Annotated in this window: 19 protein-coding genes; 9 read left to right on the plus strand and 10 right to left on the minus strand. The window is 62.1% G+C overall.

Annotated features, from left to right (window positions below; translation table 11 throughout):
• Nucleotides 1-17: 17 nt before the first annotated feature.
• Genes LCH97_RS08975 through LCH97_RS08985 form a run of 3 tightly spaced genes read right to left on the minus strand, consistent with a single transcriptional unit; the run spans nucleotide 18 to nucleotide 3,751 of the window.
• On the minus strand, nucleotides 18-572 hold the full coding sequence (locus tag LCH97_RS08975) for a DUF2946 family protein (protein ID WP_227301439.1): 555 nt from the start codon (nucleotides 570-572) through the stop codon (nucleotides 18-20).
• A gap of 9 nt (nucleotides 573-581) precedes the next feature.
• Nucleotides 582-3,059: an ABC transporter permease gene (locus LCH97_RS08980; RefSeq protein ID WP_227301440.1), complete on the minus strand. Its 2,478-nt coding sequence runs from the start codon at nucleotides 3,057-3,059 to the stop codon at nucleotides 582-584.
• Nucleotides 3,056-3,751 (minus strand): ABC transporter ATP-binding protein, encoded by a 696-nt coding sequence (locus tag LCH97_RS08985; RefSeq protein WP_227301441.1) that lies wholly within the window; start codon nucleotides 3,749-3,751, stop codon nucleotides 3,056-3,058. Before LCH97_RS08985 ends, LCH97_RS08980 begins: the two co-directional genes overlap by 4 nt.
• Here LCH97_RS08985 and LCH97_RS08990 point away from each other — a divergent pair.
• Both LCH97_RS08990 and LCH97_RS08995 read left to right on the plus strand, forming a co-directional pair.
• Nucleotides 3,750-4,355 (plus strand): arylesterase, encoded by a 606-nt coding sequence (locus LCH97_RS08990; protein WP_227301442.1) that lies wholly within the window; start codon nucleotides 3,750-3,752, stop codon nucleotides 4,353-4,355. The genes LCH97_RS08985 and LCH97_RS08990 overlap by 2 nt on opposite strands.
• Before the next feature lie 143 nt (nucleotides 4,356-4,498).
• Nucleotides 4,499-5,716: an MFS transporter gene (locus LCH97_RS08995; protein ID WP_227301443.1), complete on the plus strand. Its 1,218-nt coding sequence runs from the start codon at nucleotides 4,499-4,501 to the stop codon at nucleotides 5,714-5,716.
• An 81-nt stretch (nucleotides 5,717-5,797) separates the two neighbouring features.
• Here LCH97_RS08995 and LCH97_RS09000 read toward each other — a convergent pair whose 3' ends face one another.
• The 4 genes from LCH97_RS09000 to LCH97_RS09015 all read right to left on the minus strand — a co-directional run bounded on the left by LCH97_RS09000 (nucleotide 5,798) and on the right by LCH97_RS09015 (nucleotide 9,424).
• A complete protein-coding gene (locus LCH97_RS09000; RefSeq protein ID WP_026107811.1) occupies nucleotides 5,798-6,412 on the minus strand; it encodes a peroxiredoxin in 615 nt (204 codons plus the stop codon).
• Nucleotides 6,413-6,656: 244 nt separating this feature from the next.
• Nucleotides 6,657-8,450 (minus strand): aspartate--tRNA ligase, encoded by a 1,794-nt coding sequence (aspS, locus tag LCH97_RS09005; RefSeq protein ID WP_017508124.1) that lies wholly within the window; start codon nucleotides 8,448-8,450, stop codon nucleotides 6,657-6,659.
• Nucleotides 8,451-8,530: 80 nt separating this feature from the next.
• Nucleotides 8,531-9,184 carry a DUF502 domain-containing protein gene (locus LCH97_RS09010; RefSeq protein ID WP_017508125.1) on the minus strand — a complete coding sequence of 218 codons (654 nt, stop codon included), beginning with the start codon at nucleotides 9,182-9,184 and terminating at the stop codon, nucleotides 8,531-8,533.
• A 6-nt stretch (nucleotides 9,185-9,190) separates the two neighbouring features.
• On the minus strand, nucleotides 9,191-9,424 hold the full coding sequence (locus tag LCH97_RS09015) for an FmdB family zinc ribbon protein (protein WP_026107812.1): 234 nt from the start codon (nucleotides 9,422-9,424) through the stop codon (nucleotides 9,191-9,193).
• Between the two features lie 248 nt (nucleotides 9,425-9,672).
• Here LCH97_RS09015 and fabI point away from each other — a divergent pair, with 248 nt between their 5' ends.
• The 3 genes from fabI (at nucleotide 9,673) to LCH97_RS09030 (ending at nucleotide 12,658) form a co-directional block, all read left to right on the plus strand.
• Complete coding sequence (fabI, locus tag LCH97_RS09020; protein WP_227301444.1) at nucleotides 9,673-10,449, plus strand: enoyl-ACP reductase FabI; 777 nt, start codon at nucleotides 9,673-9,675, stop codon at nucleotides 10,447-10,449.
• Nucleotides 10,450-10,531: 82 nt separating this feature from the next.
• On the plus strand, nucleotides 10,532-11,473 hold the full coding sequence (locus tag LCH97_RS09025; protein ID WP_227301445.1) for a phosphate acetyltransferase: 942 nt from the start codon (nucleotides 10,532-10,534) through the stop codon (nucleotides 11,471-11,473).
• Between the two features lie 18 nt (nucleotides 11,474-11,491).
• Nucleotides 11,492-12,658 carry an acetate/propionate family kinase gene (locus LCH97_RS09030; protein ID WP_227301446.1) on the plus strand — a complete coding sequence of 389 codons (1,167 nt, stop codon included), beginning with the start codon at nucleotides 11,492-11,494 and terminating at the stop codon, nucleotides 12,656-12,658.
• A gap of 73 nt (nucleotides 12,659-12,731) precedes the next feature.
• On the opposite strand, the gene LCH97_RS09035 is transcribed toward LCH97_RS09030, so the two are convergent.
• Both LCH97_RS09035 and rpsT read right to left on the minus strand, forming a co-directional pair.
• Complete coding sequence (locus tag LCH97_RS09035; RefSeq protein WP_227301447.1) at nucleotides 12,732-13,766, minus strand: phospholipase A; 1,035 nt, start codon at nucleotides 13,764-13,766, stop codon at nucleotides 12,732-12,734.
• A 119-nt stretch (nucleotides 13,767-13,885) separates the two neighbouring features.
• Complete coding sequence (gene rpsT, locus LCH97_RS09040) at nucleotides 13,886-14,152, minus strand: 30S ribosomal protein S20 (protein ID WP_017508131.1); 267 nt, start codon at nucleotides 14,150-14,152, stop codon at nucleotides 13,886-13,888.
• Nucleotides 14,153-14,282: 130 nt separating this feature from the next.
• On the opposite strand from rpsT, the gene murJ reads away from it, so the two are divergent.
• The 3 genes from murJ (at nucleotide 14,283) to ettA (ending at nucleotide 18,581) form a co-directional block, all read left to right on the plus strand.
• Nucleotides 14,283-15,824 (plus strand): murein biosynthesis integral membrane protein MurJ, encoded by a 1,542-nt coding sequence (gene murJ / locus LCH97_RS09045; protein WP_227301448.1) that lies wholly within the window; start codon nucleotides 14,283-14,285, stop codon nucleotides 15,822-15,824.
• 81 nt (nucleotides 15,825-15,905) lie between these two features.
• Complete coding sequence (queF, locus tag LCH97_RS09050; protein WP_227301449.1) at nucleotides 15,906-16,745, plus strand: NADPH-dependent 7-cyano-7-deazaguanine reductase QueF; 840 nt, start codon at nucleotides 15,906-15,908, stop codon at nucleotides 16,743-16,745.
• Between the two features lie 168 nt (nucleotides 16,746-16,913).
• Nucleotides 16,914-18,581, plus strand: coding sequence for an energy-dependent translational throttle protein EttA (gene ettA, locus LCH97_RS09055; RefSeq protein WP_017508134.1), 1,668 nt, complete (start codon nucleotides 16,914-16,916; stop codon nucleotides 18,579-18,581).
• Between the two features lie 77 nt (nucleotides 18,582-18,658).
• Here ettA and LCH97_RS09060 read toward each other — a convergent pair whose 3' ends face one another.
• A complete protein-coding gene (locus tag LCH97_RS09060) occupies nucleotides 18,659-19,345 on the minus strand; it encodes a hypothetical protein (protein ID WP_227301450.1) in 687 nt (228 codons plus the stop codon).
• 203 nt (nucleotides 19,346-19,548) lie between these two features.
• Between LCH97_RS09060 and LCH97_RS09065 the strand changes: the two genes are divergently transcribed.
• Complete coding sequence (locus tag LCH97_RS09065; RefSeq protein ID WP_227301451.1) at nucleotides 19,549-20,481, plus strand: IS5 family transposase; 933 nt, start codon at nucleotides 19,549-19,551, stop codon at nucleotides 20,479-20,481.
• The last annotated feature ends 283 nt before the right edge of the window (nucleotides 20,482-20,764 follow it).

The following is a 20,764-nucleotide window of genomic DNA, read 5'->3' on the forward strand; positions in this document are numbered from 1 at the left end:
ATCATACCATGCGGCCATCAGGGCTGTGGCACCCGTACCAGATGGTAAGCCGCTTCCAGCTCGGCAAACGCACTGCGGCGCAACGGTATGCTGCCCTCCGGCAACATCAGCTGTAGCGGCAGCACGCCCTGCTCCCAGGCTTGCCAGTCGGCATCAGCCGGCTGGCGGCCATCCGGGCGGCAGATCAGCTCGCACAAGGCCAGCAGGTCGCGGTCGTCCACAATGGCCAGCTCGCCGCCCAGCTCTACAAACAGGCGGCCTTCTTCGTCCAGCCACGCCATGCGGGCGCGGTCGGTGGCCATGTCCGGCATCAGCGCCCAGGCGCCGCCGTGGCGGCGCGCCACATAGGGCGCCGCCTCCAGCGCCACGAACACTTTTTGCGGCCCGTTTTGCACGTAGTAGCGGCCCTCGCCATCACGGGCGTAGTTGCGGCGGAAGAAATCCACTATCGCCGCTTGTTTCAGCAGGCTGTCGCGCAGCCACCATTGCCCGCGGGCATCCAGCCGCAGCCAGCCGTACACGGCGGGCACATTCGGCCATTTATCCATGGCCGCCAGTACCAGTGCATCCATATCGCTTTCCTAGTTTGCGCGCAGCACTTCGCTGGGCGGCGTGTGCGTCACGCGGCGCAGCAGCGGCCACGCCGCCAGCGCCACCACGCTGCCACCGGCCAGCATGCCCAGCGGCAACAGCCACAGATTCAGCGCCAGCGGCAGGTTGAACAGCTGCACCGCCACCAGCGCGCCCAGCGCCATGGCGCCGCCACCGGCCATCAGCCCGGCCACGCCCCCCAGCCACGCCAGCTCGGCCAGCAGCACGCTGCGCACCTGGCGGCGCGAGGCGCCCAGCGCCCGCAGCAGCGCCACGTCGTACAGGCGCTCGTCGCGGGTAGCCGCCATCGCCGCCCACAGCACCAGTACCCCTGCGGCCAACGTTAACGCGAACATGGCTTCGATGGCCAGCGCAAGGCGGTCGATCACAGCGCGGACCTCGCGCACGATGGTGCTGATGTCCACCACGGTGATATTAGGCAGCGCCGCCACCAGCCGGTTATTGAAGCCGGCGTCCGGCGCGCGGTAGCTGGCGATGTAGCTGGCGGCCTGGTCGCCCATCCAGCCGGCAGGCGCAATCACGAAGAAGTTGGGCTGGAAGCTGTCCCACGCCACCTTGCGCAGGCTGGTGACCGGCGCCTGCCAACGGGTGCCGGCGATATCGAAGGTCAGCGTATCGCCCTGCTTCAGACGCAGGGTGTCCGCCAGGCCTTGTTCCAGCGAAAACTGCGGCGTGTTGCTGCCAGGCTGCCACCACTGCCCGGCCACGATCTGGTTGCGCGGGTTGGCCGCGTCGCGCCACGACAGGTTGAACTCGCGCTCCACCAGCCGCTGTGCGCGCTCGTCGGTGTAATCGGCAGCTTTAACCGGTTTGCCGTTAATCTCGGTGAGCCGCGCCCGGGTCATCGGCAGCGCCTCGGGCGCGCTGCGGCCAACCTTGGCAAAAGCCTGCGCCAGCTCGGCGCGCTGCGGCGGCTGCAGGTTGATCAGGAAGCTGTCCGGCGCGTCCGGCGGTAGCGAGCGCTGCCAGGCGCCGATCAGGTCGTCGCGCACCACGGTCAGCGTCAACAGCGCCAGCAGGCTCACCGACAAGGCGGCGATCTGGATCACCGCCAGCCATGGCCGGCGCGCCAGGTTAGCCGCACCATGGCGCCAGCCCACCGCACCAGACAGCGGCACGCGGCGCAGCAGCACCACAATGCCCCAGGCCAGCAGCCCCACGGCAGCCAGAAAACCGCCCAGGCCGGACAGCAGCCACAGCGCCAGCGGGCCGTCGCCGATCTGCCAGGCGGTGAGGCCCAGCAAGGCCACCAGCGCCAGTAGCGGCGCCAGCAGCGAACGGCTGCCCGCCGGCACGTCGGCGCGCAGCACCGCCATGGCCGGCACGCGGCGCAGCGCCAGCAGCGGCGGCAAGGCAAAGCCGGCCAGCAGGATCAGCGCTGACAGCGGCCCGGTGAGCCACGCCAGCCAGCCCGGTGGAGGCAAGCCGTCGCCCAGCCATTGCCTGGCCAGGTACACCAGCAGCGCCTGCACGCCATAACCGGCCAGCGCGCCCAGCACGCCGGCCAGCAGGCCCAGCCACAGGAACAGGCTGCCCCACACCGTGGCGACCTCGGGCGCGGTTTGCCCCAGCGCACGTAGCACGGCTACGCTTTGCCAGTGCCGCGCCAGGTAGCGGCGCACCGCCAGCGCCACCGCCGCTGCCGACAGCGTTACCGACAGGATGGCCGTCAGGCCGAGAAAGCGCCGCGCCCGCTCCAGCGCGCTACGCACTTCGGGGCGGGCTTCTTCGATGTCTTCCAGCCGCGTGCCAGCTTTCAGTTGTGGCGCCAGCCAGTCGCGGTAGCTTTTGACCTGCGCCGCCTCACCGGCCAGCAGCAGGCGGTAGCGGATGCGGCTGCCGTCCTGCACCAGGCCGGTGGCGGCCAGGTCGGCGTGGTTCAGCAGCACACGGGGGATAAAGTTGAACACGTCCACCGCGCCGTCCGGCTCGCGCAACACTTCGGCGGCCAATACCAAGCTGCGGCTACCCAGACGCACGCTGTCGCCCAGCTGCAAGCCCATCTTTTGCAGCAGGCGTGCGTCGGCCCACACCTCGCCCGGCGCCGGGCTATACACGCCCTGCTTCACACCCTGGCGGGTGCGGATCTGCACCTCGCCACGCAGCGGGTAGCCGCTGGCCACGGCTTTCAGGTTGGCCAGCACCGCTTGCTCGCGGGCAAACACCATGGACGGGAAAATGGCAGTGGGCACCTGGCGCAGCCCCTGCGCCTGCGCGCGCTGCTGCCAGGCGGGCTCGGCCGGGGCGCGGCCGTTCACCACCAAGTCGGCCGCCAGCAGCTGGCTGGCCTGCCGTGTCAGCGCGCTGTCGATACGGTCGGCAAAAAACGCCACGCTGCTCATCGCCGCCACCGCCACCAGCAAGGCCAGCGCCAGTACGGTGAGCTCGCCGGATTTCAGCTCGCGCCGCAGCAGGCGCCAGCCCATCAGCCAGGCCAGCGCTTTCATGCCTCACCCCGAGCCAGCACGCCGGCAGTGAGGCGGTAGACGGCGGCGCAGCGTGCGGCCAAGGTGGTGTCGTGCGTGACCAGCACCAGCGCGGTGCCGGCTTCGGCGTTCAGCTCGAACAGCAGCTCGATGATCTGCTGGCCGGTGGCAGGGTCCAGGTTGCCGGTGGGTTCGTCGGCAAACAGCAGCGCCGGGCGCAGCACAAAGGCGCGCGCCAGCGCCACGCGTTGCTGCTCGCCGCCAGACAGGTGGCGCGGGTAGTGATCCAGCCGGTGGCCCAGGCCCACGCGCTGCAGCATGGCGGCGGCGGCAGAGCGGGCGTCGGCGCGGCCGGCCAGCTCCAGCGGCAGCATCACGTTTTCCAGCGCGGTGAACTGCGGCATCAGCTGGAAGTTCTGGAACACGAAGCCCACCTGTTCGCGGCGCAGCAGCGCGCGGCCGTCTTCGTCCAGGCCGGACAGCGGCTGGCCCGCCAGCCACACCTCGCCGGAACTCGCCGCGTCCAGCCCTGCCAGAATAGCCAGCAGCGTGGACTTGCCGCTGCCGCTGGCACCGACAATGGCCACGCTCTCGCCGGCGTTCACCGCCAAGCTGGCGTCGTGCAGGATGGCCAGCTGCTGGCCGTGGTAGTTCACTTGCCGGGTAACGGCCTGGGCGCGCAGAATCGCGCTGTTTACCGAAGAGGATGTCATGTTGATGATCAAGCGCTGTGTGTTGTTGGCCTGCCTGTTGGCCGCACCGCTGGCTCAGGCCGGCAAGATTGTGGTGTTCGGCGACAGTATTTCTGCCGCCTACGGGCTTAACCCGGCGCAAGGCTGGGTAAGCTTGCTGCAAAAGAAACTGGGGGCAAAACACCAGGTAGTCAACGCCAGCCTGAGCGGGGAAACCACTGCCGGCGGCCTGTCGCGCCTGCCTGCCGTACTACAGCAACACAAACCGGACGTGCTGGTGCTGGAGCTGGGCGGGAACGACGGCCTGCGCGGCCTGCCACTACCGGCCATGCAGGATAACCTGAACCAGATGGTGCGCCTGGCGCAATCACAAAAAACCCGCGTGCTGCTGGTAGGCATGGCGCTGCCACCGAACTATGGCCCAGAGTACGGCAACAAGTTCCAGGCGGTGTTCCGCGACGTGGCCAGTGCGCGCAAGGCCGCGCTGGTACCGCTGCTAGTAAAAGGCTTCGAGCGCGACCTCGGCAAATTCCAGCCAGACGGCATTCACCCGGCAGCCGGCGCGCAGGGCCAGATGCTGGACAACATACTGCCAACGCTATTGCCTTTGCTGCCCAAATCCTGACACGAGCAACTGTTTTCTGCCCGGAACGCAGCGTTTTCGGGCAAGCTTTGCCAGCTTCATGACATCGCGGTTACGCTGGGGTGGGCGCTACTGTCCACCCGGCTTTCGTGCCGGCACACCTCCCCTCCCACAAGGAAACCGTCATGTTGGCCGCACTCGCCCCTACCCTCGGGCGCAAACTGCTTTCCCCTTTTCGCGGCTTGCCCGCTTCCGTCTATATCCAGATCGCCGCCACCCTGATCAACACCATGGGTGGCATTGCCAAGCTGTTCCTGCCGCTGTTCTTTCTGGAGCGCTACCAGCTGCCGTACACGCAGATCGGGCTGCTGATGAGCTGCTACGGCCTGGGCATGTTTGCCGGCTCCTACCTGGGCGGCGTGCTGTCCGACCGCTTCGACAGCCGCCATCTGGCCACCGCGCTGCTGCTGGCCAGCGGCGTACTCACCCTGAGCCTGGCGCTGTCGCTACCGGTGTGGGCCTATGTGCCGCTGCTGGTGGTATGCGGCCTGGCCGACGGCAGCTTCCGCCCCTGCAATATGCGGCTGGTGCTGGAGCCGTGCTCGCCGGCGCAACGCCCCACCGCGCAGGGCTTGTACCGCATGTCGTTCAACCTGGGCACGTCGCTGGCCGGCATTACCGGTGGCCTGCTGGCGGCCTACGGCTACCACTGGGTATTTGTGGCACAGGGCTGCGCCAGCCTGCTGGCCGGGCTGTGGGTATGGGCCGCCTATCGCCGCCTGGGTGGAGCGCCCCCGCTGCACCTCACCAGCCGGCAGGCCGATGAAGGCCAGGCTTCGCCGTGGCGCGACGCCGACTTTTTGCGTTTCATGCTGGGCTTGCTGCTGATCGTGGCGGTATTCGACCAGATGTACGGCACCATGGGCCTGTACCTGCGCGAGCATTACCAGCTGGGCCCGCAGTGGATCGGCTACCTGTTTACCCTCAACGGCCTGCTGGTGGTGGGGCTGCAGGTGTGGGTGGCGCGGCGCATTAGCCACTGGGGCATTGTGCGCTGTTCGCATGCAGCGGTGCTGCTGCTGGGTGGCAGCTACCTGCTGCTGAATCTGGGTACCCATATCGTGTGGCCTATCCTGGCCATGGTGGTGCTGACGCTGGGCGAGGTGTTGCTGTCGCCCACCTGGTCTACCGTAGCGATGCAGTGCTCGGAAGGCCGCCAGCGCGGCCGCTATCTGGGTATCTACAGCGCCGGCTGGGGCGGGCGCACGCTGTACGCGCCAGCCGCCGGCACCTGGTTTTACGGCCAGTACGGCGGCGCCTGGCTGTGGTGGGCCTGCGCCGCCATCGCACTGCTCACCGTGCTGATCCAGCACCGCCCGCTGCAGCGCCTGCTGGCACGCTGAGCCACGCCTGAAAACACAAAAGCCCCGCTTGCGCGGGGCTTTTGGCATCCTGCGGCCAACCTTAGGGCTGGCGCAGCGGGATTACAGGTCTTTGGCGTTTTCAGCCAGGTAGGACGCTACGCCTTCGGCGCTGGCGGTCATGCCTTTTTTGCCTTTGTTCCAGCCAGCCGGGCACACTTCGCCGTGCTCTTCGGTGAACTGCAGGGCGTCAACCATGCGGATCATTTCGTCCACGTTGCGGCCCAGCGGCAGGTTGTTCACTACCTGGTGTTGTACCACACCGGCTTTGTCAATCAGGAAGGAGCCACGGAAGGCCACGCCGCCGTCAGCTTCTACGTCGAAGGCTTTGCACAGTTCGTGCTGGATGTCGGCAACCAGGGTGTAACCCACTTGGCCGATACCGCCTTTTTCTACCGGGGTGTTACGCCATGCAGCGTGGCTGAACTGGCTGTCGATGGACACGCCGATCACTTCAACGTTGCGGGCTTTGAATTCGGCCAGACGGTGGTCAAAGGCGATCAGCTCGGACGGGCACACGAAGGTGAAGTCCAGCGGGTAGAAAAACACCACAGCGTATTTGCCGGCGGTAGCTTCCTGGAAGGAGTAGTTGTCTACGATCTGACCATCGCCCAGTACGGCGGAGAAGGTTTTTTCACCAGCAAAAAACGGGGCTTGTTTGCCTACGAGTACGGCCATGAAGATCTCCTTGGGAAAACATTTATCGTGATAAGGCCGGTTTGCCCGGCTGCTGCGGCGGTTATAAAGCAGGCCATGGCCAGGCTCAAATTGAAATTGACAATTCCAGCCATAGCAGATGGCAATCACCGCTACGCTACTGCAGTTAAATGACGCCAGCGTGACCCTTTATCAAGCCCTAGGCGCATAAAAAACGGGCCCCATATGGGGCCCGTTGCGGTGTGCAGACAGTGTGCGGCCAACCTTAGGCGGCAGGCTCGGCTTTCTGGCGCAGGCGCAGGTTCAGTTCGCGCAGCTGCTTCTCGTCTACCGCGTTCGGCGCGTTGGTCAGCAGACACTGCGCACGCTGGGTTTTCGGGAAGGCGATGACGTCGCGGATGGACTCGGCACCGGCCATCAGGGTCACCAGACGGTCCAGACCGAAGGCCAGGCCACCGTGCGGCGGCGCACCGAATTTCAGGTTGTCCAGCAGGAAGCCGAACTTGTTCTGCTGCTCTTCCGGGCTGATCTTCAGCGCGGCGAATACTTTTTCCTGTACCTCGGCGCGGTGGATACGTACCGAACCACCGCCGATTTCCCAACCGTTCAGCACCATGTCGTAGGCACGGGCCAGGCAAGCGCCCGGGTCGGTGTCCATCAGGTCTTCGTGGCCTGGTTTCGGGCTGGTGAACGGGTGGTGGCAAGCGGTCCAGCGGTCGGCGTCTTCGTCGTGCTCGAACATCGGGAAGTCGACAACCCACAGCGGGCGCCATTCGCGCACGAAGTAGCCGTCTTTTTCGCCACGCTCGTGGCCGATCTTGATACGCAGCGCGCCGATGGCTTCGTTCACCACTTTGGCTTTATCAGCGCCAAAGAAGATGATGTCGCCGTTCTGGGCACCGGTACGCTCGATGATGGCTTGCAGGCCGGCAGCGGACAGGAACTTCACGATAGGCGATTGCAGGCCTTCTTCGTTCAGCTTGGTGACGTCGTTGACCTTGATGTAGGCCAGGCCCTTGGCGCCGTAGATGCCGACGAACTGGGTGTAGTCGTCGATCTCTTTACGCGACAGGGTGGCGCCGTTCGGCACGCGCAGGGCTACCACGCGGCCATTGGCCATGTCGGCCGCGCCGCGGAATACCTTGAACTCTTCCGACTTCATCACGTCGGTCAGTTCGGTGAATTTCAGGCTTACGCGCAGGTCCGGCTTGTCGGAGCCGTAGTAGAACATGGCGTCGCCGTAGGTCATGCGCGGGAACTTGCCCAGCTCTACGTTCATCACGTCGCGGAAGATTTCCTGCGCCATGTTTTCGGTGATGTCCATGATCTGGTCTTCGTTCAGGAACGAAGTCTCGATATCGATCTGGGTGAATTCCGGCTGGCGGTCGGCACGCAGGTCTTCGTCACGGAAGCACTTGGTGATCTGGTAGTAGCGGTCGAAACCGGCCACCATCAGCAGCTGTTTGAACAGCTGTGGCGATTGCGGCAGCGCGAAGAATTCGCCCGGATGCACGCGGGACGGTACCAGGTAGTCGCGGGCGCCTTCCGGGGTGGAGCGGGTCAGCATCGGGGTTTCGATGTCGATGAAGCCCTGCTTGTCCAGGTGGTTACGCACACCCATGGCCACGCGGTAGCGCAGGCGCAGGTTTTTCTGCATGGCCGGGCGACGCAGGTCGATGACACGGTTGGTCAGACGCACGTTCTCGGACAGGTTTTCGTCGTCGATCTGGAACGGCGGGGTGGCCGCGGTGTTCAGGATCTCGATGTCCTTGGCCAGGATCTCGATCTCGCCGGAGATCATTTTGCTGTTGGCGGTGCCAGCCGGGCGCTCGCGCACGATACCGGTAATGGACAGCACAAATTCGTTACGCGCGCTATCGGCGGTCTTGAATGCTTCCGGGGTGTCCGGATCGATCACCACCTGTACCAGACCTTCACGGTCGCGCAGGTCGATGAAGATCACACCGCCGTGGTCACGGCGACGATGGGCCCAGCCTTTTACGGTAACGGTCTGGCCGAGAAATTTCTTGTCGATAAGTCCGCAATAATCGGTACGCATTGCAATGCCTTTGTGTTGAATTCGTTGATGGATTTCCAGACAGGGAGCGAAGCCGGGTTGGCCGCATGCGGCCAACCCTGTCAATTTCGTTCGTCGCTTTCCTGTTTGCGCACGTCGGCGGGCGCAGGCGGGGCAACCACGCCCATGGAAATCACGTATTTCAGGGCTTCATCCACGCTCATATCGAGTTCGCGCGTGTCGCGCTTGTGCACGATGATGAAGTAGCCCGAGGTGGGGTTCGGGGTTGTCGGCACGTATACGCTGACAAAATCCTCTTCACCCAGCTGCTGTTTGACCTGGCCGGCCGGGGTGCCGGTCTGGAACGCTACCGTCCAGGCGTCCTGGTGCGGAAAACGTACCAGCAGCGCCTTGCGAAACGCCTGGCCAGAGTCGGACAGCAGCGTGTCTGACACTTGTTTTACGCTGTTGTAGATGGTACTGACCACCGGGGTACGGGTGAGAATCAGGTTCCACAGGTCCAGCAGCTTCTGGCCCAGCACGTTGGCCGCCATGAAACCGGTACCCAGCAGAATGGCAAAAGCCAGCACCACACCCAGCCCCGGGATATCAAAGCCGAACAGGCTTTCCGGACGCCACATGCGTGGCAGCAGGTTGATGGTCTGATCCAGCGTACCGATGATCAGGTTCAGCACCCATAGCGTTATCGCTACCGGCAGCCAGATCAGCAAGCCGGCAGCCAGGTAGCCGCGCAGGGTCATCTTGATATGTTTCATAGGGCCTCAGGCGCAACCGCCGCTGCCGCAACCGCCGCCACCACAGGACGGGCCGCTGCCATTTTTGAAATCGGTGACATACCAGCCATTGCCTTTGAGCTGGAACCCCGCTGCAGACAGCTGTTTGCTGTACTGGCTGCTACCGCAGGCCGGGCATTGGGCAATCGGATCATCGCTCATTTTTTGCAGATGTTCCTTTTGTGCACCACAGGCTTCACAACGGTATTCATAAATCGGCATGTTTTACCACTCCAACCGCAACTACGATGACATAATCAGGTAAATATTGCAGTGCATCAAACCGCATCGCAATAAACAGGCTCATGATAATGGGGCCAGATGCACACAACGGCAAGCCTGAACCCGCACAAACGGGTGATTATATCCGACTGATACGCCAATACAAAAATCGGATTCATGGCAGCGCAACATACGCACTGCAGCATGGGGCTGGCCACCTTCCATCGTCACCCGAACTGGAGTTTGTAATGACTACATCCCACCTGCCGCTCGCCGGCAAACGCGGCCTGATTGTTGGCGTGGCCAACGAGCACAGCATCGCCTACGGCTGCGCCAAGGTCATGCGCGACCTGGGCGCCGACATTGCCATTACCTACCTGAACGATAAAGCAGAACGCTTCGTGCGCCCGCTGGCTGAAGGTCTGGGCGCTTCGCTGATCCTGCCGCTGGACGTACAGGAAGATGGCCAGCTGGACACCGTATTCGATGCTATCCGCGACAGCTGGGGCAGCCTGGACTTCGTGGTGCATTCCATTGCCTTCTGCCCGATGGACGACCTGCACGGCCGCGTGACAGACTGCAGCAAGGACGGCTTCCTGCAAGCCATGCGCGTGTCCTGCTATTCCTTCATCGAAATGGCGCGCCTGGCCGAGCCGCTGATGGTAAACGGTGGCGCATTGCTGACCATGAGCTACTACGGCGCCGACAAGGTGGTAGAAAACTACAACATCATGGGGCCGGTGAAAGCCGCGCTGGAAAGCACCACACGCTACATGGCGCACGAGCTGGGCAACAAGGGCATCCGCGTGCACACCATCTCGCCCGGCCCGCTGAAAACCCGCGCCGCCAGCGGCATTGCCCACTTCGACAAGCTGATCGATGACGCCATCGAGCGCGCGCCGCAAAACCGTCTGGTCAGCATTGAAGACATCGGCCAGACCGCCGCCTTCCTGGTATCCGACGCTGCCCGCGCCCTGACCGGCGAGGTCACCTACGTGGATGGCGGCTTCAACATCATGGCGTAAGCCCTGCCCCGGCGTGGCAGGCCGCCTGCTGCGCCGGGGGTTGGCAATGGCGGCACCGACCCATAGCCCAAGGAACCCAGCCATGACCCGCGACGACCACGCCTTTACCGATATCATCGAACAAGCCCAGAGCAACGGCCCCCGCCCCATGGCCGTGGCCCACCCGTGCAGCCCGGAAGCCCTGCTGGGCGCCGTAGAAGCCGCCGAGCACGGTATTGCCACCCCTATCCTGATTGCCCCGCGTGGCAAACTGGCCAAACTGGCCAGCAGCATGGATATCGACCTGGGCCGCTTTGAAACCATCGACGCCGAGCACAGCCACGCCGCCGCCGAGCGTGCGGTAGAGCTGGTACGCGAAGGCTTTGCCGACAGCCTGATGAAAGGCAGCCTGCACACCGACGAATTCATGAGCGCCGTGCTGGACCGCGCCAAAGGCATCCGTACCGACCGCCGCATCAGCCATGTCTTCGTAATGAAAGTAGAAAGCTACCCGCGCTACCTGTTCATTACCGACGCCGCCGTCAATATCGAGCCCGATCTCACCACCAAGCGTGACATCTGCCAGAACGCCATCGACCTGTGCCACGCCCTGGGTATTGCCCGGCCAAAGGTGGCGATTTTGTCTGCGGTGGAAACCATCAACCCCAAGATCCGCTCTACGCTGGACGCCGCCGCGCTGTGCAAGATGGCCGACCGCGGCCAGATAAAAGGCGCCGTGCTGGATGGCCCACTGGCATTTGATAATGCCATTTCGCACGCGGCAGCAGATACTAAGGGTATCGAGTCGGATGTAGCGGGCGAGCCGGACATCCTGCTGGTGCCAGACCTGGAGTCCGGCAATATGCTGGCCAAGCAGCTGACCTACCTGGCCGCCGCCGCCAGCGCCGGCATCGTGATGGGCGCACGGGTGCCAATTGTGCTGACCAGCCGCGCCGACGATGCCGCCGGGCGCCTGGCCTCGGCCGCCGTGGCCAACCTGTACGCTGCCCACAAACGCGCGGCAGGCCAGAAAAGCACGCCATAAAACAAAAAAGGGGAAAGCATGGGCAAAGCACTGATCGCCATTAATGCGGGCTCGGCCACGCTGAAATTCCGCGCCTACAGCAGCGACGGCAAGACGCTGCTGGCGCGCGGCATGGTGGACCACTTTGGCCGCGACCATGCCTGCCTGGAGCTGGAAAAAAGCGGCAAGCGCTACCAGCAGCCGCTAGGCAGCGGCAACCGCGACGAGAACGTGGCCGCGGTGCTGAACACCCTGGCAGACCACGACCTGACGCCACTGGCGGTAGCACACCGCGTCGTACACGGCGGCCAACATTATCGTAGCCCGGTGGTGATGACGCCCGAGGTGGTGGACGACCTGTCGGCGCTGATCCCGCTGGCCCCGCTGCACCAGCCGGTGAGCCTGTCGGTGATGCACGCTTTTGCCAAGCTCGACCCGCACCTGACCCAGATCGCCTGTTTCGACACCGCCTTTCACTGCAGCCAGCCTGTGGTAGCCACCCGTTTCGGTATTGCCCGCCACTGGCACGAGCAGGGCCTGCGCCGCTATGGCTTTCACGGCCTGTCCTACGCGGCTATTACGCGGCGCCTGCCCGAGCTGGGCCTGGGCGACGGCAAGGTGGTGGTATTGCACCTGGGTAGCGGCGCCAGCGCCTGCGCCATCCAGGCCGGGCAAAGCGTGGCCTCCAGCATGGGTTTCTCGGCGCTGGACGGGCTGATGATGTCCACCCGCCCCGGTACGCTGGACCCGGAGGTGGTGCTGTACTGGATGGAACACGAAGGCATGGATATCGCCGCAGTCCGGCAGGAGCTGTACAAGCAATGCGGCCTGTACGGTGTATCCGGCGGCGTGTCCAGCGATATGCGCGAGCTGCTGCAAGCCAAGACCGACGAGGCACGCGAGGCAGTGGTGCTGTTCTGCTATCGCGCCGCACGCGAGGTAGCATCGCTGGCTACCGCCATGAAGGGGCTGGACGCCATCGTGTTTACCGCTGGGATTGGCGAGCGCTCGCCGGAAATCCGCAGCCGCATTCTGAAACAGCTGGCCTGGCTGGGCTTTGAAGCCGACCTGGCGGCCAACCTGGCGCAGTCTTACCGCATTACCAGCGCGGCCAGCCGCCTGCACGCCTACGTGATGGCCACGGATGAAGAAGGCGAGATGGCACGCGAAGCAGCGGCCCTGCTGTGCGGCGATATCGAGCTATAAGCCGCAGCACACCAGACAACACAGCCCCTGACAGCCAAGTTGGCCGCAGGGGCTGTCATTTTGTGGCGAGTGTTCAGTTACTGAGCCAGTCGGTCATCATCAGGCCAAAGCCGACGCCGCGCGAGTGATGGTTGTAATCCAGTAGCGATTCACCGTAGCCGTCAAAGGCCTGCACATAGCCCCGCAAACGGCCGGCCACCGGGAAAGTCCAGTCCAGCTGCAGCGCACCTTTGCCGCTTTGCGGGTTATAGCGGGCGGTAGCACCCAGGGTGTGGCGGTTCCAGCGGTAGATCGCCTGCACATCGCCGTGCCCCATATAGCGCACCAGATCGGGGTTATCGTCGTCCTGCTTGTTTTCCGGCAGGCGGTACCACCAGCGTCCGGTCAGCGACAGATTCCCGTTTTCCGCCCCGGCCATGGCATACACACGGTTCCAGCTGCGCGACAGCGGGTCGGTCTGGCCATTGGACTGGTGCAATATCCCTACGCCGGCCATACGCATCTGCCAGTCACCCAGCCTGAAGTGCCTGGGCAAGGGGGTAGTCAGCATCAGCTCCGGCTCGTAATCGGTTTCACGAAAGGGCGACGACTGCTTTTTGTTATACATCTGCCAGTGCGACTGCTGGGTGTAGCCAAACCACAGGTCGGCCGGCGTACCCAGCACGTTTTCCCACATCTTGCTCTTGAACGATATCTGGTACTTGACCTCGACATCGTTCATTTTCTGGCCAAACAAGGTCACCGGCTCCTGCGTGGGCGAACCCGGGCGGGCATTGGGCGACGCCTGGTACCAGGCTGGCAGCATATAGGTCGGCTTGTGGGCGCGCAGCACAAAGGTACCCAGCTTGTTGTCTTCGTCCAGGTCCCACTGGCTGGCCAGCGTACTGTGGCGGCCGGCCTGCACCGTCTCGGCAGGTACGGCTGCCACGGGCGCTGGCGTCGGCGTCGGGGCAGACGCAGGCACTACAGGGTTGGCCGCAGCAGCCAGCGCGTCGTAACAGGCCAGCCGTGCGCCGGGCTCGCCCAGCGCGGCACACTGCTGCAAAGAAGCGCTGTGATCGGCCCAAGCCAAGGGCGATAGCAACAGGGGAAGCAGTTTTCGCATCATATGATTGGCACGCCTTTAAAGAAGTAGCAGACCGCCTGGCGGTAGCAAAGTGCCAGCCCAGAAACACAAAAGGCCCCGCGAATGCGGGGCCCTTGCGTATTCTTTGCCATTACAGCAGATTAGGCAGCCATTGCCTTGATCTGTGCGGACAGACGGCTCTTGTGACGAGCTGCCTTGTTCTTGTGGAACACGCCTTTGTCAGCCAGACGGTCGATTACCTTGGTCGAAGCCTGGTATACAACCTGAGCAGCGGCTTTATCGCCAGCTTCTACGGCTTTGATAACTTTCTTAACTGCAGTGCGGAATGCAGTACGCAGGCTGGCGTTGTGCGCGCGCTGCTTGAGAGCCTGGCGTGCACGCTTGCGAGCTTGTGCGCTGTTAGCCATGTGTTTCTCCTGATGAGCGGAATCTGAAACCGGCGATTCTAAGCCTTAACATCTGGTTTTGCAACAACAATCCCCCCCGCGTAAACTGTGGGGCTGAATACTCCAATTTACTGTCTGATTTTACCCAAGAATGAACCTACTTAACGCGCTGGCAAAAGTCAGCAGCATGACCATGGTTTCGCGTGTTCTGGGCTTTGTACGCGACGCCATCATCGCCCGCGTATTTGGTGCGGGGCTCGCTACCGACGCCTTCTTCGTGGCCTTCAAACTACCCAACCTGCTGCGCCGCATCTTTGCCGAAGGCGCCTTCTCGCAGGCCTTTGTACCGGTACTGGCCGAGTTTAAGGAACAACGCGGCGAGGCGGAAACGCGCGTATTCCTGTCGCACATTACCGGCACGCTGACCGTGGTGCTGGTGATCGTCACCGCGCTGGGCATGTTGGCCGCACCGTGGATCATCTGGCTTACCGCCCCCGGCTTTGCCAGCAATCCCGACAAGGTAGCGCTCACCAGCGATCTGCTGCGCATCACCTTCCCTTATATATTGTTCATTTCGCTATCGTCGCTGGCCAGTAGCGTGCTCAATACCTGGAACCGCTTTTCGGTACCGGCCTTCACCCCCACGCTGCTGAATGTGTCGTTCATTGCGTGTTCACTGCTGCTGACGCCCTACTTCGACCCGCCAGTCCTCACGCTGGCGTGGGCAGTATTCTTTGGCGGCATCGCCCAGCTGGCCTACCAGCTGCCGCACCTGAAAAAGCTGGACATGCTGCCCATGCCGCGGCTGAACCTGCGCGATGCCGCCGTATGGCGCGTGATCCGCCAGATGGGGCCGGCCATTTTCGGCGTATCCATTGCGCAGATCTCGCTGGTCATCAACACCATCTTCGCGTCGTTTCTGGTGTCCGGCAGCGTGTCGTGGATGTATTACGCCGACCGCCTGATGGAGTTTCCCACCGGTGTGCTGGGCGTGGCGCTAGGTACCATCCTGCTGCCGTCGCTGTCCAAGCACGCGGCGCGTGGCGCGGCCAGTGCCGGCGAATTCAGCCAGCTGCTGGACTGGGGCATGCGCCTGTCGCTGCTGCTGGCCATACCGTCCACGGTGGGCCTGGCGGTGCTGTCGCAGCCGCTGATCGCCACCTTGTTCATGTACGGCAAGTTCACCGCGCACGATGCGGCCATGACGCAGCAGGCGCTGATTGCCTACTCGGTAGGCCTGCTGGGGCTGATTCTGGTGAAGGTGCTGGCACCGGGCTTTTATGCGCGCCAGAACATCAAGACCCCGGTAAAAATTGCCCTGGTCACCCTGGCCGCCACCCAGCTGATGAACCTCATGTTTATCGGCACGCTCAAACACGCGGGTCTGTCGCTCTCCATTGGCCTTGGCGCCTGCCTGAACGCCGGCCTGCTGTACTACCAGCTGCGCAAGCACGCCATCTACCAGCCCGCTGCCGGCTGGCCAGCCTTTTTGCTGAAGCTGCTGCTGGCCGTCGCCGTGATGGCGGGCACCCTGCTGGCGCTACAGCAGGTGCTGCCTATCAACTGGCACGGCCACAGCTGGCAACGCGTGATGTGGCTGACTTTGCTGGTAGCCGCCGGTGCCGTGGCCTACTTTGCCACCTTGCTGGCCATGGGCGTACGCCCGCGCCAGTTCATGCGCCGTACCACCTGATGCCCCGGCAAGCCCGACAGGCTTGCCTACAATAAAGCTGGCGGCGGCCCCACCGGATACGCCGCAGCACGAGGAACCATCATGACCCCGACTTACACCCCGGAATTTTCGCCACTTGGCAAAAAAGTGGACTACCAGGACCAATACGACAACAGCCTGCTGTTCCCCATCGCCCGCCAGCAAAAGCGTGATGAAATCGGCGTGGCCGCCAACGCGCTGCCCTTTGCAGGCGTAGACTTGTGGACCGGCTTCGAGCTGTCGTGGCTGAACGCACGCGGCAAGCCGCAGGTGGCCATTGCCACTTTCCGTATTCCGGCCGACAGCCCCAACCTGATCGAATCCAAATCGTTCAAGCTCTACCTGAACAGCTACAACCAGACCCGCATCGCCAGCTGGGATCAGGTACAAGCCCAGCTCAGCATGGACCTGAGCAATGCCGCCGGCGGCAAGGTAGAAGTCAGCCTACTGTCGCCCGCCGACTTTGCCCGCGAACAGATCGTGGAGCTGGCGGGCAGCAGCATCGACGAGCTGGATATCGACGTAGACAGCTACGCGCCCTGCCCGCAGGCACTACGCGCCGATGCGGCCAACATCGTCAGCGAAACGCTGTGCTCGCAGCTGCTCAAATCCAACTGCCTGGTCACCGGCCAGCCGGACTGGGGTAGCGTGCAGATCAGCTACACCGGCCCGCGCATCGACCGCGAAGCCCTGCTGCGCTACCTGATCGGCTTCCGCCAGCACAACGAATTTCACGAGCAGTGCGTAGAGCGCATCTTTACCGACGTGCTGCAAGCTTGCGCGCCACAGCGCCTGACCGTGTACGCACGCTATACGCGCCGCGGCGGCCTCGATATCAACCCGTGGCGCACTAACGATGCCAGCGCCGTACCGCCGGCCAACATCCGCACCGCGCGCCAGTAACAAGGTTGGCCGCTAGCGGATTTGATACACTGATGTTTTGTTTTTTCGCCACGGAAGCACACAAAAAACACGGAATAGCCCAGGGCCTAGTGGCCCGTATCGCGGCTTGTCGTGGGCTTCGTTCGGCTCCGTGGCGCTCTGTCTTTTCATACTGAAACTAGGTAAACCATGGCTCAATACGTGATGTCCATGCTCCGCGTGAGCAAGATCGTCCCCCCCAAGCGCCAGATCATCAAGGACATTTCCCTGTCCTTCTTCCCCGGCGCCAAAATCGGCCTGCTGGGCCTGAACGGCGCCGGTAAATCCACCGTGCTGCGCATCATGGCCAATGTGGACAAAGAGTACGACGGCGAAGTACAGCACCTGGCCGGCGTGAAAATCGGCTACCTGCCGCAAGAGCCGCAGCTGGACGCCGACAAGACCGTACGCGAAGAAGTGGAAAGCGGTATGGGCGACGTGATGGGCGCGCAAAAGCGCCTGGAAGAAGTCTATGCAGCGTATGCCGAGCCGGACGCCGACTTTGACGCCCTGGCCGAAGAACAAGCCCGCCTGGAAGCCATCATTTCCGCCGGCGCCGGTGACAACATCGAACTGCAGCTGGAGCTGGCCGCCGACGCGCTGCGCCTGCCACCGTGGGACGCCAAGATCGGCCCGCTGTCCGGTGGTGAAAAACGCCGCGTAGCGCTGTGCAAGCTGCTGCTATCGCAGCCGGACATGCTGCTGCTGGATGAACCGACCAACCACCTGGACGCCGAATCGGTAGAGTGGCTGGAGCAGTTCCTGGTGCGCTTCCCTGGCACCGTGGTGGCCGTCACCCACGACCGCTACTTCCTGGACAACGCCGCCGAATGGATTCTGGAGCTGGACCGCGGCGAAGGCATCCCGTGGAAAGGTAACTACTCCAGCTGGCTGGAACAGAAGGAAGCCCGCCTGCAACTGGAAAGCAAGCAGGAAGGCGCCCGCATGAAGGCCATGAAACAGGAACTGGAATGGGTGCGCCAGAACCCGAAAGGCCGCCAGGCCAAATCCAAAGCCCGTCTGGCCAAGTTCGAAGAGCTGTCCAGCCACGAATACCAGAAGCGCAACGAAACCCAGGAAATCTTCATCCCGGTCGCCGAGCGCCTGGGTAATGAAGTGATCGAGTTCGAAAACGTCAGCAAAGGCTTTGGCGACCGCCTGCTGATCGACAACCTGAGCTTCAAGGCCCCTGCCGGTGCCATCGTCGGCATCATCGGCCCGAACGGCGCGGGTAAATCCACGCTGTTCAAGATGATTGCCGGCAAAGAACAGCCCGATACCGGCACCGTGAAAATCGGCCAGACCGTACAAATGGCCTTTGTCGAGCAGCACCGCGACAGCCTGGAAGCCGACAAGACCGTCTTCGACGACGTCTCCGGCGGCCTGGACATGATCAACGTTGGCCGCTTCGAGATGTCCAGCCGGGCCTACCTGGGCCGTTTCAACTTCAAAGGCGCCGACCAGCAGAAAAAAGTGGGCATGCTGTCCGGTGGCGAACGCGGCCGCCTGCACCTGGCCAAGACGCTGCTGAAAGGCGGCAACGTGCTGCTGCTGGATGAACCGTCCAACGACCTGGACGTGGAAACCCTGCGCGCGCTGGAAGACGCCCTGCTGGAATTCGCCGGCACCGTGTTCGTGATCAGCCACGACCGCTGGTTCCTGGACCGTATCGCCACCCATATCCTGGCGGCGGAAGGCGAATCGCAATGGACGTTCTTTGACGGTAACTACCAAGAGTACGAAGCCGACAAGAAACGCCGTCTGGGCGAAGAAGGTGCCAAGCCCAAGCGTATCCGCTACAAGCCGGTCATTCGCTAAGCAAACTGTGCGGCCAACGTTGGCCGCAAAACAAAAAAGCCCGCAATTGCGGGCTTTTTTCTTGGCTACACCAACGATCAGGCAAAGATAGTGGGCTCTTGCAGGTCACCGATTTTGGCGAAGTTGGTCGGCTGTTCCAGATCACCGATCTTGGCGAAGTTGGTTGGCTGTTCCAGATCACCGATCTTGGCGAAGTTGGTTGGCTGCTCCAGGTCACCGATTTTGGCGAAGTTGGTTGGCTGTTCCAGATCACCGATCTTGGCGAAGTTGGTTGGCTGCTCCAGATCACCGATCTTGGCGAAGTTGGTTGGCTGCTCCAGGTCACCGATCTTGGCGAAGTTGGTTGGCTGCTCCAGATCACCGATCTTGGCGAAGTTGGTTGGCTGCTCCAGATCACCGATCTTGGCGAAGTTGGTTGGCTGCTCCAGATCACCGATCTTGGCGAAGTTGGTTGGCTGTTCCAGGTCGCCGATTTTGGCGAAGTTGGTCGGCTGTTCCAGGTCACCGATTTTGGCGAAGTTGGTTGGCTGCTCCAGATCGCCGATCTTGGCGAAGTTGGTTGGCTGTTCCAGATCGCCGATCTTGGCGAAGTTGGTTGGCTGTTCCAGGTCACCGATCTTGGCGAAGTTGGTTGGCTGTTCCAGATCACCGATCTTGGCGAAAACAGTCGGTTCTTGCAGGTCGCCGATCTTGGCAACGTCTTGGGCTTGGGCTGCACCGGCAAACAGGGCAATGGCAGTAGCGATCAGGGTCAGTTTTTTCATGGTAGTCATTCCTTTAAAAGTGTAATGGGTGGGGCGTGCCACCTGAACAAGACAAGGACTCAAACCATTCATACTCCAGCAGACCTTGTGTCTTGTTTGTACGTCCTTGCGATGTGGTCACTATAGTGATTATCTTCATTAGTAGATAGAAGAAGGCTTTGTTGCACAAATCAGTGCTTGCGTCCGTCCGGTAGAATGACCGCATGAGCAAGCCCCTTCCTCCCAAGTACCAAACCATCAACTGGCAGTCATACAACCAGTCCCTCAAGCAACGAGGGCAGCTCCTTCTCTGGCTCGACAAAGGCATGAACTGGTTGGCACCGGCTACCGGCAGGCGGGGACGGCAGCTAACTTTTTCTGATGCTGCCATCCAGTTCTGTCTCACCATCAAATGCCTCTTTGGCCTGGCGCTACGGCAAGCCACAGGTATGGTCGAAAGTATGTTGCGCCTGGCTGGCCTTGACTGGGCCGTCCCCGACTTCAGCACGCTTTCCCGCCGCCAGAAAGACCTGCAAGTCCGCATCCCGGTACAGAAAAAGCAAGGTTGTCTGCATCTCTTGGTGGATAGCACCGGCATCAAGATGATGGGTGAAGGCGAGTGGAAGGTGAAAAAGCATGGCGCTGATTACCGCCGCCAATGGCGCAAGCTGCATCTGGGCATAGATGCGCAAACGCTGGAAATCCGGGCAATGGAAGTGACCGACAATCGCACTGGAGATGCCACGATGCTGCCAGAGCTGCTATCGCAAATTCCGGCGGGAGAGGGACTGGTAACCGTCACCACGGATGGGGCGTACGACACACGCCTATGTTACGCAGCGATTGCAGAGCGTGGGGCGGCAGCCATCATTCCCCCACGTCGAAATGGCCAATTCTGGAAAGGGAATTTACGGGGCAATCAGGCTCGCAATGAGTCGCTACGAGCGGTGAAGTATCTGGGGCGCGCGCTCTGGAAAAAGTGGAGTGGCTACCATCGCCGCAGCTTGGTCGAAACGAAGATGCACTGTTTCAAATTGCTGGCAGATCGGGTTAAGTCACGGGACTTTGACCGGCAAGTAGCGGAGCTTCAAATCTGTGCAGCGATTCTGAATCGCTTCACAGCACTGGGCACGCCGCAAACGGTCCGTATGGGATAAATCCGTCTGGGGATTGGGGTAGTTCGACCTACGGCTGATTTGTGCAACAAAGCCATAGAAGAAGGTTTCGAACAAAGCATTTTAATTTTTTGAACTACTAATTTTCGATGAATATCATTGACTTACTGTCATTAGTAAAAGTTCAACTGCTTAACATTTATTAACACCCACACCAACAAGCAGTAATTCTGATTGATGAAAAAAGCAAAAACAGTATAAAAAAAGCAAAATATTCCAAAATCAAATCAAAATGCAATACCAATATCATTAAAACTCCACCGCC

Source organism: Vogesella sp. XCS3 (genome assembly GCF_020616155.1).
Lineage (GTDB): Bacteria > Pseudomonadota > Gammaproteobacteria > Burkholderiales > Chromobacteriaceae > Vogesella.